Origin of the sequence: Bacteroides sp. 1_1_30, from assembly GCF_020982715.1 — a bacterium.
GTDB lineage: Bacteria > Bacteroidota > Bacteroidia > Bacteroidales > Bacteroidaceae > Bacteroides > Bacteroides xylanisolvens.
This window is the reverse complement of record NZ_JAJKHN010000114.1, coordinates 1-16,580: the sequence shown is the minus strand read 5'-3', so window position 1 is coordinate 16,580 and position 16,580 is coordinate 1. Positions and strand designations below refer to the sequence as shown.

13 protein-coding genes are annotated in these 16,580 nt (G+C 42.7%); 10 read left to right on the top strand and 3 right to left on the bottom strand.

Features of this window, described 5'->3' with window-relative positions; translation table 11 throughout:
- Positions 1 to 192: 192 nt before the first annotated feature.
- From trxB to LPH68_RS23250, 3 genes are read right to left on the bottom strand one after another with little or no spacing between them, the layout of a single operon-like run.
- A complete protein-coding gene (gene trxB / locus LPH68_RS23260) occupies positions 193 to 1,143 on the bottom strand; it encodes a thioredoxin-disulfide reductase (protein ID WP_074910180.1) in 951 nt (316 codons plus the stop codon).
- A gap of 36 nt (positions 1,144 to 1,179) precedes the next feature.
- On the bottom strand, positions 1,180 to 1,827 hold the full coding sequence (locus tag LPH68_RS23255) for a LolA-like putative outer membrane lipoprotein chaperone (protein ID WP_151923561.1): 648 nt from the start codon (positions 1,825 to 1,827) through the stop codon (positions 1,180 to 1,182).
- Positions 1,828 to 1,846: 19 nt separating this feature from the next.
- On the bottom strand, positions 1,847 to 4,339 hold the full coding sequence (locus tag LPH68_RS23250) for a DNA translocase FtsK (protein WP_151923560.1): 2,493 nt from the start codon (positions 4,337 to 4,339) through the stop codon (positions 1,847 to 1,849).
- A gap of 126 nt (positions 4,340 to 4,465) precedes the next feature.
- Between LPH68_RS23250 and LPH68_RS23245 the strand changes: the two genes are divergently transcribed.
- The 10 genes from LPH68_RS23245 (at position 4,466) to LPH68_RS23200 (ending at position 16,411) form a co-directional block, all read left to right on the top strand.
- Positions 4,466 to 5,122 carry a DUF5063 domain-containing protein gene (locus LPH68_RS23245; RefSeq protein ID WP_151923559.1) on the top strand — a complete coding sequence of 219 codons (657 nt, stop codon included), beginning with the start codon at positions 4,466 to 4,468 and terminating at the stop codon, positions 5,120 to 5,122.
- A gap of 8 nt (positions 5,123 to 5,130) precedes the next feature.
- Positions 5,131 to 5,799, top strand: coding sequence for a 3'-5' exonuclease (locus LPH68_RS23240; RefSeq protein ID WP_151923558.1), 669 nt, complete (start codon positions 5,131 to 5,133; stop codon positions 5,797 to 5,799).
- Between the two features lie 105 nt (positions 5,800 to 5,904).
- The gene (locus LPH68_RS23235; RefSeq protein WP_049702001.1) at positions 5,905 to 7,083 is read left to right on the top strand and encodes a class I SAM-dependent rRNA methyltransferase; all 1,179 of its coding nucleotides are present in this window, start codon (positions 5,905 to 5,907) and stop codon (positions 7,081 to 7,083) included.
- 523 nt (positions 7,084 to 7,606) lie between these two features.
- The gene (locus tag LPH68_RS23230) at positions 7,607 to 8,857 is read left to right on the top strand and encodes a nucleoside permease (RefSeq protein ID WP_008020916.1); all 1,251 of its coding nucleotides are present in this window, start codon (positions 7,607 to 7,609) and stop codon (positions 8,855 to 8,857) included.
- A gap of 13 nt (positions 8,858 to 8,870) precedes the next feature.
- Positions 8,871 to 9,464 carry a bifunctional nuclease family protein gene (locus LPH68_RS23225; protein WP_074707531.1) on the top strand — a complete coding sequence of 198 codons (594 nt, stop codon included), beginning with the start codon at positions 8,871 to 8,873 and terminating at the stop codon, positions 9,462 to 9,464.
- Between the two features lie 8 nt (positions 9,465 to 9,472).
- Entirely contained in the window at positions 9,473 to 10,171 is a 699-nt protein-coding gene (locus LPH68_RS23220; protein WP_004315426.1) for a 16S rRNA (uracil(1498)-N(3))-methyltransferase, read from the top strand.
- Positions 10,172 to 10,211: 40 nt separating this feature from the next.
- Positions 10,212 to 11,759: a DUF4836 family protein gene (locus LPH68_RS23215; RefSeq protein ID WP_008645657.1), complete on the top strand. Its 1,548-nt coding sequence runs from the start codon at positions 10,212 to 10,214 to the stop codon at positions 11,757 to 11,759.
- Between the two features lie 20 nt (positions 11,760 to 11,779).
- Positions 11,780 to 12,424 carry an ATP-binding cassette domain-containing protein gene (locus LPH68_RS23210; RefSeq protein ID WP_004313014.1) on the top strand — a complete coding sequence of 215 codons (645 nt, stop codon included), beginning with the start codon at positions 11,780 to 11,782 and terminating at the stop codon, positions 12,422 to 12,424.
- A 105-nt stretch (positions 12,425 to 12,529) separates the two neighbouring features.
- The gene (locus LPH68_RS23205) at positions 12,530 to 13,735 is read left to right on the top strand and encodes a hypothetical protein (protein ID WP_004313013.1); all 1,206 of its coding nucleotides are present in this window, start codon (positions 12,530 to 12,532) and stop codon (positions 13,733 to 13,735) included.
- A gap of 21 nt (positions 13,736 to 13,756) precedes the next feature.
- Positions 13,757 to 16,411, top strand: coding sequence for a TonB-dependent receptor plug domain-containing protein (locus LPH68_RS23200; protein ID WP_151923557.1), 2,655 nt, complete (start codon positions 13,757 to 13,759; stop codon positions 16,409 to 16,411).
- Positions 16,412 to 16,580: the final 169 nt, after the last annotated feature.

Here is a 16,580-nt window from a genome sequence, read left to right as displayed (position 1 = left end):
TGCTTAAAGATACAAAAAAGGCAACTAACTCGCAATGAATTAGTTGCCTTAAATTTTATTATTTTAGGAATATCCCTGAATAACAAAACGGTGAACGCTAGTTTAATACTAATGTTCACCGTTTTATTTATAATCAATCACACCCCAAAAGGCATAATTATCATTCATTCGTTTACACCGAAGATATATTTATCACACAAGCCCTTTGGAAGAAAGGTAACGTTCTGCCTCCAAGGCAGCCTTACATCCACTTCCCGCGGCTGTAATAGCCTGACGATAATGCGGATCGGCCACATCTCCCGCTGCAAAAACTCCGGGCACTTTCGTACGAGGACTATCACCGTCTGTAATAATATAACCTACTTCGTCCGTATCGATATACTCTTTAAATATTTCAGTATTCGGTTGATGTCCGATAGCCAGGAAGAAACCGTCGATAGGTAAATTATAACGTTCTTCGTCCGGTTCACCCCAACGTTTCACCAAGTTTACACCCTCTACGCCATTGTCACCAAACAAACCAACTGCATTGTGTTCAAAAAGAACTTCAATCTTCTCGTGGTTCATGACACGTTCCTGCATAATCTTCGATGCACGCAGGAAAGGTTTACGAACGATCAGATATACCTTGGATGCAAGACCGGCAAGATAAACCGCTTCTTCACAAGCAGTATCACCTCCACCAACTACAGCAACCACTTTCTTACGATAGAAAAATCCGTCACAAGTAGCACAAGCGCTTACACCCATTCCGGCATATTTCTTTTCATCCTCCAGTCCCAGATATTTAGCAGTTGCCCCGGTAGCAATAATCAATGATTCCGTTTCAATCACTTTATCACCGTCAATTGTTATTTTATAAGGAGCTTTGCTTAAATCTGCTGCCGTAGCGATACCAAAACGAATATCTGTTCCGAAACGGCTTGCCTGTGCACGCAAATCTTCCATCAACTGCGGACCACTGATACCTTCCGGATAACCGGGAAAGTTTTCTACATCTGTCGTAGTAGTCAACTGGCCGCCCGGCTGCAATCCTTCATATAGTACCGGACATAAATTTGCACGTCCTGCGTAAATCGCTGCCGTATATCCGGCAGGTCCTGAACCTATAATCAGGCATTTCACTTTTTCTATTTCTGCCATTTTAATTTATCTTTATTGTTTTGTTATAAAAACATGTTATCTCAAATCTATCACCTCTGCATTGGGATATTGTTTTTTATCAAAAGTAAAAACACGATCCGTATAATTCTGCCCCGTCTGATAACTTGTAACGGTTATCTCATTACGTGTCTGCTGTCCACGCTGCTGAAGCAAAATATATAGAGGTTCATAAGTGTCCTTCGTCACAAAAAGAGTGATACGTTCCAACTCCTGTTTCTTATCCCTGGCAGTCAGAACGACTTCCCAAACGGATTTTCCACGAAATGTTTTGGTTGCCCCCAACTTGTAAAAGAATCCTTTCTGATACATATACAGAAAGGTATACGGATTTATCTGCTGCAACTCTTCCTGCGTCGGATTACTGACATTCACTTCATCATTCTTTGTCACATAACTCCATTGCGTTTTTCCGTCAAACCAAGTGATGATATCAGATGTTTTCAGTACGAATTTCTCTCCTTTCAACTGAATTGTTCCGTTTTCAGCACCTTCTACCAAGCCGTTTGCCACAGCCTTTACAGTAAAATCAGCCTTCACGCCACCAGCTTTACGAAACGCCTCTGCCGTTTTGTCAAGAATGACTTTAGCCTGGGACTGCTGTTGTTGAGCAATCACAGGCAAAGACAGTAAAGCTATTAAAACACTAAAAATGTACTTTCTCATTTGATTAATAAACGAACTGTTACTGTAAATTGTTCAATCGCATTTCAAGATCATTATCGTCAATACACAACACGTCACGCGCCTTACTACCTTGCGTAGGCCCAACAATTCCGGCTTTCTCCAATTGATCCATTATACGCCCGGCACGATTATAGCCAATCGCAAATTTACGCTGAATCAATGAAGTGGAACCTTGCTGATGAATAACAACCAACCGGGCCGCATCTTCAAACAACGGATCGAGACGTCCCATATCAATATCCCCTACTTCACTATTACTATCTTCACTCACATATTCGGGCAGGAAGAACGGAGTAGGATAACCTTGCTGACGGGCAATGAATTTTGTAATCTCTTCTACTTCCGGCGTATCGATAAAGGCACACTGTACACGTACCGGATCAGCTCCCTGCAAGAAGAGCATATCCCCCTTACCAATCAGACGGTTAGCACCCGGACGGTCAAGAATAGTACGAGAGTCCATCATGGCAGATACACGGAAAGCGATACGCGCCGGGAAGTTGGCTTTAATCGTACCCGTAATGATATTGGTAGTCGGACGCTGTGTAGCAATAATCATGTGAATACCAACAGCACGTGCCAACTGCGCAATACGGGCAATCGGAAGTTCCACTTCCTTACCGGCAGTCATAATCAAATCTCCGAACTCATCAATAACCACTACGATATACGGCATAAACTTATGCCCCTTTTCCGGATTCAGACGACGGTTGATAAACTTCTCATTATATTCTCTGACATTACGTACATGCGCCATCTTCAGCAGGTCATAACGGGTATCCATCTCTACACAAACAGAGTTCAGGGTTTGTACAACCTTTGTTACGTCTGTAATAATAGGTTCGCCTCCATCAGGAAGTTTGGCCAGGAAATGATTTTCAATCACCGAATAGATGCTGAATTCTACTTTCTTCGGGTCGACCAGTACAAATTTCAATTCTGCCGGATGCTTCTTATATAATAAGGAAGTAATAATAGCATTCAAACCTACTGACTTACCCTGACCGGTTGCACCCGCCACCAATACGTGCGGCATCTTGCAAAGGTCGAACATAAAGACTTCATTCGTGATGGTCTTACCCAATACAATAGGCAGATCATATTTGGATTCCTGGAATTTCTTACTTCCGATCACACTTTGTCCGGAAACGATCTTCGGATTCTTGTTCGGCACTTCAATACCGATTGTTCCTTTACCCGGTATCGGAGCGATGATACGGATACCGTCAGCAGAAAGGCTTAATGCAATATCATCCTCCAAACCACGGATTTTAGAAATACGTACTCCTTGCTCCGGAGTGATTTCGTATAGAGTTACCGTAGGTCCTACCGTTGCTTTAATCGTACTGATTTCGATTCCGAAACTGCGCAATGTATTGATGATACGATCTTTGTTTGCATTTTGTTCGTCCATGTCAATCGTCGGATCATCATTTTCGAAATGCTTCATCAGGTCGATAGTCGGGAAGCGGTAGTTTTCCAAATCCTTAGTAGGATTATAAGGTTCGAGTTCCGGTCCCTCATATTCTTCTTCAGAAGCAGCAGATTCTACTTCAAACCCGGGTTCCGCCTCTTCCAAAGGTTCGTCCTGTACAGCGGGAACAGGGTTGGAAACAGTCGGTTCAAACACCATTGTCACTCCTTCACTTTCATCAGACAAAGGAGACTCTTCCGGCTCCGGCTGGTTGACAGGGAACTCATTTTCGGGTTCTTCAGCTTGTATATCCATCACTGGTGCCGGAGGAGGTGTCTGTTTATACGTCCGTTTCAAATTGAACTCCACTTCCTGCGGTTGGGAAGTCGTGAATTCCTGATCGCCTTCTCCTTCCGGGGTGACTTCTTCCTTCTCTTTCTTTTCGCGTTTTAGGAAGCTCAACGCAAAAAGTTTACGCAACCAAATAACAGTACGCGCACTTATATATATGAAGAAACAGATAGCAGTTATCAACAGGATCATCCATACACCAGGTACTCCTACTTGTGAGATTAACCAACGACTGACATTGTATCCGTGCATACCGCCCAGATAAATGAAAGAATCCTGATAATGATCCATAAAAGCAAATCCAAAGAATATGGAGAACCAGACTAATAAAAGCGTGCAACCAATAAACCACTTCCACAAGCGGACCACACGTACACGCATCAACTTCAATCCTGCCACTGCCAGAAAAACAAGTATAAAGAAAGAGGAAATGCCGAAACAGTCGTTTATCAGATAGCTTGCCAACTGCGCTCCACGTGAACCGGCATAATTCTTCACCTGATTATTAACAGCCGCCAAATCCGCCGAACTACCGCTATCGATAATACTTTGATCGGCAGCCCCCGTAAAGAAGAAGGAAGAAAAAGCCAACAACAGGTAAACGGAAAAGATGACCAGCATCAATCCAATCACAAAATGAACAGTTTCATTCTTACATACAGCCACAATTTTACTGGGGGAAGAGGGAGTGCTTTCTGCCTCCTTATCTAATTTCTTCTTTGCCATGAGTCTTTTATTCTATTTTTATAAAACTGGAATGAGATTCTAAGCCGCAAAAATAATAAAAAAATAACGAGCACTACGCTCATTCAATCCTTTTTCTTACCTTTGCGTTTCAAATCAATATAGATCATGGAAAAAGAAAGCCAAACGATATTTGATAAGAACGTAATTGAGTTCGTTACAGTAGCCGCCGAATTTTGTGCATTTCTCGAACGTGCCGAACGCATGAAGTGTAGTACTTTCGTTGACACATCATTAAAAATACTCCCCCTGCTCTACCTCAAAGCATCTATGCTACCCAAATGTGAGACGATTGGGGACGAGGCACCCGAAACGTATGTCACAGAAGAGATTTACGAAATTCTGCGTATTAATCTTTCAGGATTGATGGGTGACAAGGATGATTATCTGGACGTATTCGTGCAAGATATGGTTTATAGCGACCAGCCTATCAAGAAATCAATATCGGAAGATTTGGCTGACATTTATCAGGATATTAAAGATTTCATATTTGTCTTCCAACTGGGACTGAACGAAACAATGAATGATTCATTGGCTATCTGCCAGGAAAACTTCGGTACACTGTGGGGACAGAAACTGGTAAACACGCTACGCGCCCTTCATGACGTGAAATACAACCAAGAAGAAGAGGAAGAGAATGGTAATGAAGAAGGATTTTACGAACCAAGCGACGACAACGATTGTTGTGAAGAAGAAGGCTGTCATTGCCACGACGATGATTGCCACTGTCACGAAGACGGTTGCCATTGCCACGATGATGAATAAAAATAGAAATGATTGTAAGAAGAACCATAGATAAAGATGAACTAAAAGAACTCCCGAAAACTGTTTTTCCGGGACGTATTTACGTTATCCAGTCGGAAGCTGAAACGGAAAAAGCAGTAGCTTACCTCCAATCCAGATCTGTGATAGGCATTGACAGTGAAACGCGTCCTTCCTTTACCAAAGGACAATCGCACAAAGTAGCACTCCTCCAGATTTCTTCTGAAGAATGTTGTTTCCTATTCCGGCTCAACATGACGGGATTGACCCAGCCATTGGTTGACTTATTAGAAAACCCGGCTGTAATCAAAGTGGGTCTTTCACTGAAAGATGACTTTATGATGCTGCACAAACGCGCACCTTTCACTCAACAAAGCTGTATCGAGTTGCAGGACTATGTGCGCCAATTCGGTATACAGGACAAAAGTCTGCAAAAGATTTATGCCATCTTATTCAAAGAAAAAATATCCAAATCACAGCGCTTGTCCAACTGGGAAGCTGATGTATTGAGCGACGGGCAGAAACAATATGCCGCCACGGATGCATGGGCTTGCCTCAACATCTATAATCTGTTGCAAGAGCTGAAACAGACAGGAGATTGGGAAATAGCTGCCCTCCCACCTGCTCCCAAGGAAAGGGAAGAAGTCACTACCGGCCCTATAAGTAACCAGCAGTCATAGACGATAAATGATAAGTGATAAATAATAAAATAAGTAATTAATAACCAATAACAAAACTATCTCAATCCTCCTCTCCCTGGGAGAAGGTTAGGGAAAGGCTATATTATGCATAAAGTATATCTAAAACCCGGTAAAGAAGATTCTCTTAAGAGATTCCACCCCTGGATTTTTTCCGGTGCTATCGCCCGTTTTGACGGAGAGCCCGATGAAGGTGAAGTTGTAGAAGTATACACCTCCAAAAAAGAATTTATTGCCGAAGGACATTTCCAGATCGGAAGTATTGCTGTGCGCGTACTGTCTTTCCATCAGGAACCTATCGATCACGGTTTTTGGAAACGCAAACTGGAAATAGCATACGATATGCGTCGCAGTATCGGCATCGCCACCAATCCGACCAACAACACTTACCGGCTTGTTCATGGTGAAGGAGACAATCTCCCCGGACTGGTTATTGACGTTTATGCCAAAACTGCAGTCATGCAGGCACACTCTGCAGGAATGCACGTAGACCGCATGACAATTGCCGAAGCTTTATCCGAAGTAATGGGCGACAAGATCGAGAATATCTATTATAAATCAGAAACAACTCTTCCTTTTAAAGCAGATCTTTTCCCCGAAAACGGTTTTCTGAAAGGAGGAAGCAGTGATAATATCGCGCAAGAATATGGTTTGCAGTTCCATGTAGACTGGCTGAAAGGTCAAAAGACCGGATTCTTTGTAGACCAGCGCGAAAATCGTTCTTTACTGGAACGTTATGCCAAAGACCGCTCGGTACTGAATATGTTCTGCTATACCGGCGGATTCTCATTCTATGCCATGCGCGGAGGTGCAAAGCTCGTCCACTCTGTCGACAGCTCTGCCAAAGCAATTGATCTGACTAATAAAAATGTAGAACTGAACTTCCCCGGTGATTCCCGCCACGAGGCTTTTGCCGAGGACGCTTTCAAATATCTCGACCGCATGGGCGACCAGTATGATTTAATCATTCTCGACCCGCCCGCATTTGCCAAACACAAAGACGCCCTGCGGAATGCTTTACAAGGTTATCGCAAACTGAATGCCAAAGCATTCGAGAAAATCAAACCGGGCGGCATCTTGTTTACTTTCTCTTGTTCGCAAGTAGTAAGCAAGGACAATTTCCGTACTGCCGTATTTACCGCAGCAGCCATGTCAGGACGTAGTGTACGCATCCTACATCAACTGACTCAACCCGCCGACCATCCGGTAAACATCTACCATCCTGAAGGAGAATACCTGAAAGGCCTGGTACTCTATGTAGAATAACCGGATTCACCACGGATTACACGGATTAACACAGATTTTTATCACAAAGTCATGCAGGGGTTCCACAGGGTGGTACAGGGTTTCACGGAGTCCTTTTCCTTTTCTAAGATGAGAACAGAGAATCCGGATATGATGATTGATTGATAAAAATCTGTGTTAATCCGTGTAATCTGTGGTGAAACAGAAGGGCAGTAACAGAAAAATGGAGGATTCAAAGTTAATTAGAGTTAATAAATAGAAGATTTTCGAGAAAACATCATGTTGTATAACATAAACCATCTATCTTTGCACTGTGTTTTTCATGGTATTAGATTTAAGGTTAACAAAGATTGGCTGTCTGGGATAGATAGCCTTCTTTTTTTTATACCCCCTTCATTTGTTTTTTCACGACCAAATCTCTTCTTTTCTTCGCATTTATGCCATTTTTATCCCCTTTTTATCAAATTACTAGTCTACCTATTCAATGAAAATATTATATTTGCAAGGTTTATGAACGTGAAGAGAAACACAAATTAAAAAAGTCATGAGTATAAAAGTTCGTTTGATTATTATGAACTTCCTGCAATTCTTTGTATGGGGGTCCTGGTTAATATCACTAGGTGGCTATATGGGAAGAGAACTTCATTTCGAAGGAGGACAGATCGGAGCCATTTTCGCTACTATGGGGATTGCCTCTTTGGTAATGCCGGGTATTATTGGTATCATTGCCGATAAATGGTTTAATGCAGAACGTTTATACGGGCTTTGCCATATCGCAGGAGCCGGATGCCTCTTCTACGCTTCTACCGCAACAGGATACGACCAGATGTATTGGGCCATGTTACTCAACTTGTTGGTATACATGCCCACGCTATCCCTCGCTAACACTGTATCGTACAATGCACTGGAACAATATAAATGTGACCTGATTAAAGACTTCCCTCCCATCCGTGTATGGGGAACGATCGGTTTTATCTGTGCCATGTGGGCGGTCGACCTTACCGGGTTTAAGAATTCAAGTGCACAGCTTTATGTAGGCGGTGCTTCCGCGTTACTGCTCGGGCTTTATTCTTTCACCCTTCCCGCTTGCCGACCAGCTAAATCAGAAAACAAATCATGGCTCTCCGCTTTCGGTCTGGATGCGCTGGTGTTATTCAAGAAAAAGAAGATGGCTATTTTCTTCCTTTTCTCCATGCTTTTAGGTGCAGCATTGCAGATTACAAATACTTATGGTGATCTTTTCTTAAGTAGCTTTGCCAGCATCCCCGAATATGCAGAATCATTCGGAGTGAAACATTCGGTAATCCTGCTGTCCATCTCGCAGATGTCGGAAACACTGTTTATTCTTGCCATACCTTTCTTCCTGCGCCATTTCGGAATCAAGCAAGTCATGCTAATCAGTATGTTTGCCTGGGTGTTCCGGTTTGGGCTGTTCGGCTTCGGAGATCCGGGATCGGGACTATGGATGCTGATCCTTTCCATGATCGTTTATGGTATGGCCTTTGATTTCTTCAACATTTCCGGTTCATTGTTTGTTGAACAAGAAGCCAATTCCTCCATCCGTGCCAGTGCACAAGGGTTGTTCTTTATGATGACCAACGGACTGGGAGCCATCATTGGCGGATATGCCAGCGGTGCGGTAGTAGATGCATTCTCTGTGTATGCTGACGGCAGACTGGTGAGTCGCGAATGGATGGATATCTGGCTGATATTCGCAGCATACGCGCTGGTGATCGGCATCCTGTTTGCCTTGGTATTCAAGTACAAACACCAGCAGGAGAGTAAAACAAATTAAGTAAAAGAGAACGATGGACAAAAAGGTAGAATTACAAGTTATAAATATCACGAACAGCCAGGCGCAAGTAGGCGCATTTGCTATGCTATTAGGCGAAGTGGACGGTGAACGACAACTGCCTATCATCATCGGTCCCGCGGAAGCCCAGGCTACCGCTTTATATCTGAAGGGAGTAAAGACACCCCGTCCATTGACACACGATCTGTTTACAACAAGCCTCACCATACTGGGAGCCAGTCTGATACGTGTGTTAATTTACAAAGCAAAGGATGGTATTTTTTACTCCTATATTTACCTTAAGAAAGACGAAGAGATTATACGTATTGACGCACGGACTTCAGACGCCATTGCCTTGGCAGTGCGTGCCGACTGTCCAATTCTTATTTATGAATCTATTCTTGAACAGGAATGTCTTCACATGTCGTCGGAAGAAAGAACCCGTTCTGAAGAAACAGATAATGACGAAGAGGCTGAAGAAGAACATGATTTGCCGGGTGCTACTTCCAGAACGCTTGAGGAAGCACTGGAACAGGCTATCAAAGATGAGAATTATGAATTAGCCGCCCGGATACGTGACCAAATCAACTCAAGAAATAAAAACCAGTAAGTAACATTATGCACGTATTTTATACTCCCGATATACAGAAAAGCAACGAACTTCCCGAAGAGGAAGCACAACATTGTACCCGCGTTCTGCGATTAGGTATCGGAGATGAAATCACTCTTACGGACGGTAAGGGGAACTTCTACAAAGCTGAAATTACTGTTGCGACCAACAAACGTTGTTTTGTAACGATCAAAGAAACGATTTTTCAGGAACCTTTATGGCCGTGCCATTTACACATTGCCATGGCACCGACGAAGAACATGGACCGTAACGAATGGTTTGCAGAGAAAGCTACCGAAATCGGATTTGACGAACTGACTTTCCTCAACTGCCGTTTCTCGGAACGTAAAGTCATCAAGACCGAACGGATTGAAAAGATTCTTGTATCAGCAATCAAACAATCTCTCAAGGCACGGTTGCCTAAATTGAATGAGATGATCGAATTCGATCCGTTCATCAGACAGGAGTTCAAAGGACAGAAGTTTATCGCCCACTGTTATGAAGGTGAAAAACCTTTATTAAAGAATGTCCTGAAACCCGGAGAAGACGCCCTTGTCCTGATAGGTCCCGAAGGAGATTTCAGTGAAGAAGAAGTCAAGAAAGCCATCGAACAGGGATTTGTTCCGATCAGTTTGGGCAAATCACGACTCCGTACGGAAACAGCGGCACTGGTGGCCTGCCATACGCTGAATCTACAAAATCAATAATTCTGAATCAATGATTATACAACTTTTAAATAACATAAGTATGGCAAAGAAAACGATTTCACGACTCTCGGTACTGGCAGTACTGATTGTTTTTCTGGCAGCATGTTCCAAAACATCGGAGTATACCAATGTGATACCGGCTGACGCCTCGGTAGTTGCCTCTATCAACCTCAAATCCCTTGCAAGTAAAGCGGGATTGGATGATAAAGAGAATGAAGCTGCGAAACAAAAAGTACTGGAAGCACTGAAAAGCGGAATGAATGCCGCTACCTTCCAACAACTGGAAAAGGTCATGAAGAATCCGGGTGAATCGGGAATCGATGTCGAATCTCCATTCTATGTATTCTCATCCTCTTCTTTCCCTTACCCTACTGTTGTAGGTAAAGTGAACAACGAGGACAATCTTCATGCTTCACTCGACGTGATGGCTAAAGAACAAATCTGCCAGCCGATAAGCGAAGCTGACGGCTACAGTTTTACAACAATGAATGGCGGCCTGCTCGCTTTCAACAATTCTACTGTATTGATAGTCAATGTAAGCGGAACCACTCAAACTGAAAAAGCCAAAGAAGCCATCACTAATCTGTTGAAACAGACGACCGATAACAGCATTGTAAAATCAGGAGCTTTCCAAAAAATGGAAAAGCAGAAAAGCGATATCAACTTCCTCGCTTCTATGGAAGCTATCCCTGCAACCTATCGCAACCAGATAAGCATGGGGTTACCAACGGAGGTGAAAGCAGAGGACATCACTCTTGTAGGAGGACTGAATTTTGAGAAAGGCAAGATTGCCCTCAAAACAGAAAACTATACTGAAAACGAAGCCGTGAAAGCGCTTATAAAAAAACAAATGGAGTCATTTGGAAAAGCAAACAACACTTTCGTTAAATACTTCCCGTCTTCCACACTGATGTTCTTCAATGTAGGTGTGAAAGGAGAAGGGCTTTACAACTTATTGAGCGAAAATAAGGAATTCCGCAATACAGTATCTATTGCTAAAGCAGACGAAGTAAAAGAGTTGTTCGGCTCGTTCAATGGTGATATTTCTGCCGGATTAATCAACGTAACGATGAACAGTGCTCCTACTTTCATGATGTATGCGGATGTTAAGAATGGTAATGCCCTCGAAACAATTTATAAGAACAAGCAATCATTGGGACTGAAAAGAGGGGAAGATATCATGCAACTTAGCAAGGACGAATATGTCTACAAAACAAAAGGCATGAATATATTCTTCGGTATCAAGGATAAACAAATGTATGCTACCAATGATGAATTACTCTACAAGAACGTGGGCAAAGCTGCCGACAAATCGATAAAAGATGCTCCTTACGCATCGGATATGAAGGGTAAAACCATCTTTGTTGCAATCAACGCTGAAGCAATACTGGACTTGCCTGTTGTTAAAATGGTAGCAGGTTTCGGAGGACAGGAAGTTAAAACATATATTGAGTTAGCCAATAAGGTTTCTTATCTGTCAATGAGTTCAGAAGGAGAAATCAGCGAGATCGACCTTTGCCTGAAAGACAAAGACGTCAACGCTCTCAAACAAATCGTAGACTTTGCCAAGCAATTTGCCGGCATGTAATTAATTTGTAAACAAACGGTATGAATAGTATTCACCTGCAGCAAACACTTCCCCAAGTGTTTGCTGACCGTAATTCGGTGACTTCGGATGTATGGCACCAGGATCTGATCTTCCGGAAAGAAGAAATGTATCTGATTGAAGCAGCTTCCGGCACCGGCAAATCTTCGTTGTGCAGCTATATCTATGGTTATCGCAACGACTACCAGGGGATTATTAATTTCGATGAAATCAATATCAAAGCATACTCCGTGAAGCAATGGGTCGACCTAAGAAAGCATTCACTAAGTATGCTTTTTCAAGATTTACGCATCTTCACCGAACTGACCGCTCTTGAAAATGTGCAATTGAAGAATAACCTTACCGGATGCAAAAAGAAAAAAGAAATCTTATCATTCTTCGAGCAACTGGGTATCGCAGATAAAATAAATGTGAAAGCCGGCAAACTATCTTTCGGACAGCAGCAACGTGTTGCCTTTATCCGGGCACTCTGCCAGCCGTTCGACTTTTTATTTCTGGATGAACCGATCAGCCATCTGGATGATGATAACAGCCGCATCATGGGTGAACTTATCATTGCCGAGGCAAAGACACAAGGAGCCGGTGTAATCGCAACCTCCATCGGTAAGCATATCGAGTTGCCTTACAACCATATACTTCAACTGTAACGAGTAATAAATAACAAAAAATGAGTGGAAAATAGTAAGTGAGAAAATCAGCCGTCTCCCTCCACTGCAACATTTCAAATCGTAAATCGTAAAATTATAAATAAAATGCCAACCCTTGTCTGGAAGCTCCTCCGCCAACATATCAGTATCGGTCAACTGGCCGGTTTCTTTTTAGCCAATCTATTCGGCATGATGATTGTATTGCTTAGTGTGCAGTTTTATAAAGATGTCATTCCGGTATTCACCGAGGGAGACAGCTTTATGAAAAAGGATTTCATCATAGCTACCAAGAAAATCAGCACACTCGGTTCTTTTGCAGGAAAGAGTAATACGTTCTCTGCCGAAGATATTGCGGATTTGAAGAAACAACCGTTTACCAAAACAATAGGGGCTTTCACTCCTTCTCAATTCAAAGTATCGGCAGGATTGGGCATGCAGGAAGCTGGTATTCATCTTTCCACGGATATGTTCTTTGAGTCTGTTCCTGATGAGTTTGTGGACATCAAACTCGACAAGTGGCACTTCGACGAAAGCACGCATACCATCCCCATTATCATTCCCCGCAACTATCTGAACCTTTACAACTTCGGTTTTGCACAGAGCCGTAGTCTTCCCAAGCTCTCGGAAGGATTGATGGGGCTAATTCAAATGGATATTATGATGCGTGGAAACGGACGGGTGGAACAGTACAAAGGAAACATTGTCGGCTTCTCCAATCGTCTGAATACGATTCTTGTTCCCCAGTCTTTTATGAAATGGGCGAATGAGAATTTCGCACCGAATGCAGAAGCACAACCGGCGCGATTGATTATCGAAGTGAGCAATCCGGCGGATTCCGCTATCGCCAGCTATTTTCAAAAGAAAGGATATGAAACGGAAGACGGCAAACTGGATGCCGGAAAAACGACTTATTTCCTCCGTCTTATCGTAGGCATTGTATTGGGGGTAGGTTTATTTATCAGTATTCTTTCATTCTATATCCTGATGTTGAGCATTTTCTTGCTCTTGCAAAAAAATACGACTAAGTTGGAGAGTTTGTTATTAATCGGGTACAGTCCCAACAAGGTAGCATTGCCTTATCAGTTACTCACGGTAGGACTGAATGTTATCGTACTTGTATTATCCATCGGATTAGTCTCCTGGCTACGCAGTTATTACATAGACAGCATCCGATTATTGTTTCCACAACTGGAAACCGGGTCATTATGGGCAGCTATCAGCATGGGTGTTGTGTTATTCATTGTCGTATCGGTGATTAACATACTGGCAGTAAAGAGGAAAGTACTTTCTATCTGGATGCATAAATCATAAATGTATTCAAAGATATATCGTATGAAAAGCAAAACTACATTTTCAATGAATAGAGGTTCAATGGCTTTCTTTTTCGGAATGTTATTCTGTTTTACCTCATTATCCGGACAAAACACACAAGATACAATTCTTGCGTATTTCAATCTGCTGGAGAAAGTTCCGCAAGAAAAACTGTATCTGCATTTAGATAAGCCTTTCTATGGAGCAGGAGAAAAAATCTGGTTCAAGGGGTATCTCGTAAATTCTGTCACTCATCAAGACAATACGCAAAGTAACTTCATCATTACGGAGCTTGTCAATCGTTCTGACTCTATCGTGGAACGCAAGAAGATTCGCAGAGATTCGTTAGGTTTCCATAATGCTTTCACGCTCCGTCCCACTCTCCCTGCAGGTGACTATTATTTGCGGGGATATAGCAACTGGATGCTTAATCAGGAACCGGAATTCTTTTATTCACGTAATCTGAAGATTGGTAATTCGATTGATAACACGATTGTTTCAAACATTGAGTATCAACAAGAAGACGAATCACATTATACAGCTAGGGTCAGATTTACCAGCAACACACAAGAGGCTTTCGGAAATACAACCATCCGCTATCGCACCATCGAAAACGGAAAGATAAAAGATAAAGGTAAAAGAAAGACGGACGAAAGTGGTTTGATTTCTATTTCTCTGCCGGATCTGAAGCCTATTGCCGCACGCCAGATTGAAGTAGAATTTGACGATCCTCAATATATTTATAAGAGAACGTTCTATCTGCCTTCGTTTACAAAAGACTTTGACGTTAAGTTCTTCCCGGAAGGTGGAGCTCTCTTGACCGTTGCTCATCAAAACATAGCTTTCAAAGCTCAAGGATCGGATGGTTTTTCCACAGAAATAGAAGGATTTCTGTTCGATGCAAAAGGAGACACATTAACTGCTTTTCGTTCGGAGCATGATGGTATGGGAGTTTTCACCTTGAACCCGATTGCAGGGAATTCCTATTATGTGATTGCCAAGTCTAGTGACGGCATTACCAAGCGATTCGATCTTCCGGCCGCAGAAGAAAAAGGAATCGCTCTTTCCATGACGCATTACAAAAAAGAAATACGCTACGAAATCCAAAAAACAGAAGCTACCCAGTGGCCTCAAAAGTTATTCTTGATTGCACACACTCGTGGGAAGCTGGCAATCTTGCAACCGGTCAGTGCCGACAGGACTTTTGGAAGAATGAATGACAGTTTATTCAACGCAGGTATCACCCATTTTATGTTAATCGACCAACAGGGAAACGCACTTAGCGAACGTTTAGTTTTCGTACCCGACCGGAATCCACATCAATGGCAAATCCTTGCGGATAAGCCTACATACGGAAAAAGAGAAAAGGTTTCCTTGCAAATTTCAGCAAAGGATGATAACGGAATTCCGGTAGAAGGTAGTTTCTCCGTCAGCATTACAGACAGAAGAAGTATCCAGCCGGACTCACTTGCAGATAATATCTTATCGAACCTTCTACTAACTTCAGATTTGAAAGGATATGTAGAAAATCCGGGGTATTATGTTCTTCAGCAAGACCTGCGTACACTTCGCACGATAGACTTCTTGATGATGACGCACGGATGGCGCAGGCATCATATCCGAAATGTACTGACTTCGCCTTCATTGAACCTCACCAACTATATGGAAAAAGGACAAACGATCAGCGGACGTATCAAAGGTTTCTTCGGCGGCAACGTCAAAAAAGGACCTATTTGTATTTTAGCTCCCAAACAGAACATCGTTGCCACTACTACCACAGATGATAAAGGAGAATTCATCGTCAATACATCATTCAGAGACAGCACAACTTTCCTCGTTCAGGCACGTACCAAAAGAGGATTCGCCGGAGTAGACATCGTGATCGATGCTCCCCAATATCCGGTAGCTGCTCCTAAATCTCCTTTTCATGATGGAACATCAACCTCCTTTATGGAAGATTATTTGCTAAATACCCGCGACCAGTATTACATGGAGGGTGGAATGAGAGTATACAACCTAAAAGAAGTAGTGGTTACAGGAAGCCGCAAGAAAGCCAGTTCGGAAAGTATTTATACAGGAGGCATCAACACCTACACTATCGAAGGAGACAGACTTGAAGGATTCGGCGCACAGACGGCCTTCGATGCAGTCAGCAGGCTTCCGGGGGTCAGTGTGACAAACGGAAACGAAATACATATCCGTAATAATCCTGAACAGCCCGTTATCGTCATTGATGATGTTGTCTATGAAGACGACAACGACATACTGACCATGATTCAAACCAGCGACATGTCCAGTTTGAGCCTTCTTCGTGGTGCTGATGCAGCAATTTTAGGTTCCCGCGGTTCGGCAGGCGCTATTGTCATTACCCTGAAAGACGGCAAGGATCTTCCGGCAAGACCGGCACAGGGCATTATTACATGTACTCCATTGGGATATAGCGATTCAGTAGAGTTCTATCAGCCGACTTATGACACTCCCGAGAAAAAGAATGACCAACGTTCGGATTTACGAAGCACTATCTACTGGAATCCATCCTTACAACTGAATGCAGACGGAAAAGCAACTATAGAATATTATACTCCGGACAGCACTGCACCGGAAGATATCATCATAGAAGGCGTGGATAAAAACGGAAAGATATGCCGGACGATACAAACGATCAACAAAAAATAAATGAAACTGAATTTGAGATATGAATAGACTCATTATTGGTACAAAAAATGAACTAAATACAATCTATTCCGTGCTCCCTGCAAACGATTTTTGGTTCTTCGTCAAATTTGGTGGTAAGTTTTTCTCCGCTCATTTAGCTAATTCAGTCAGTGCCTATATTTTCTTATGA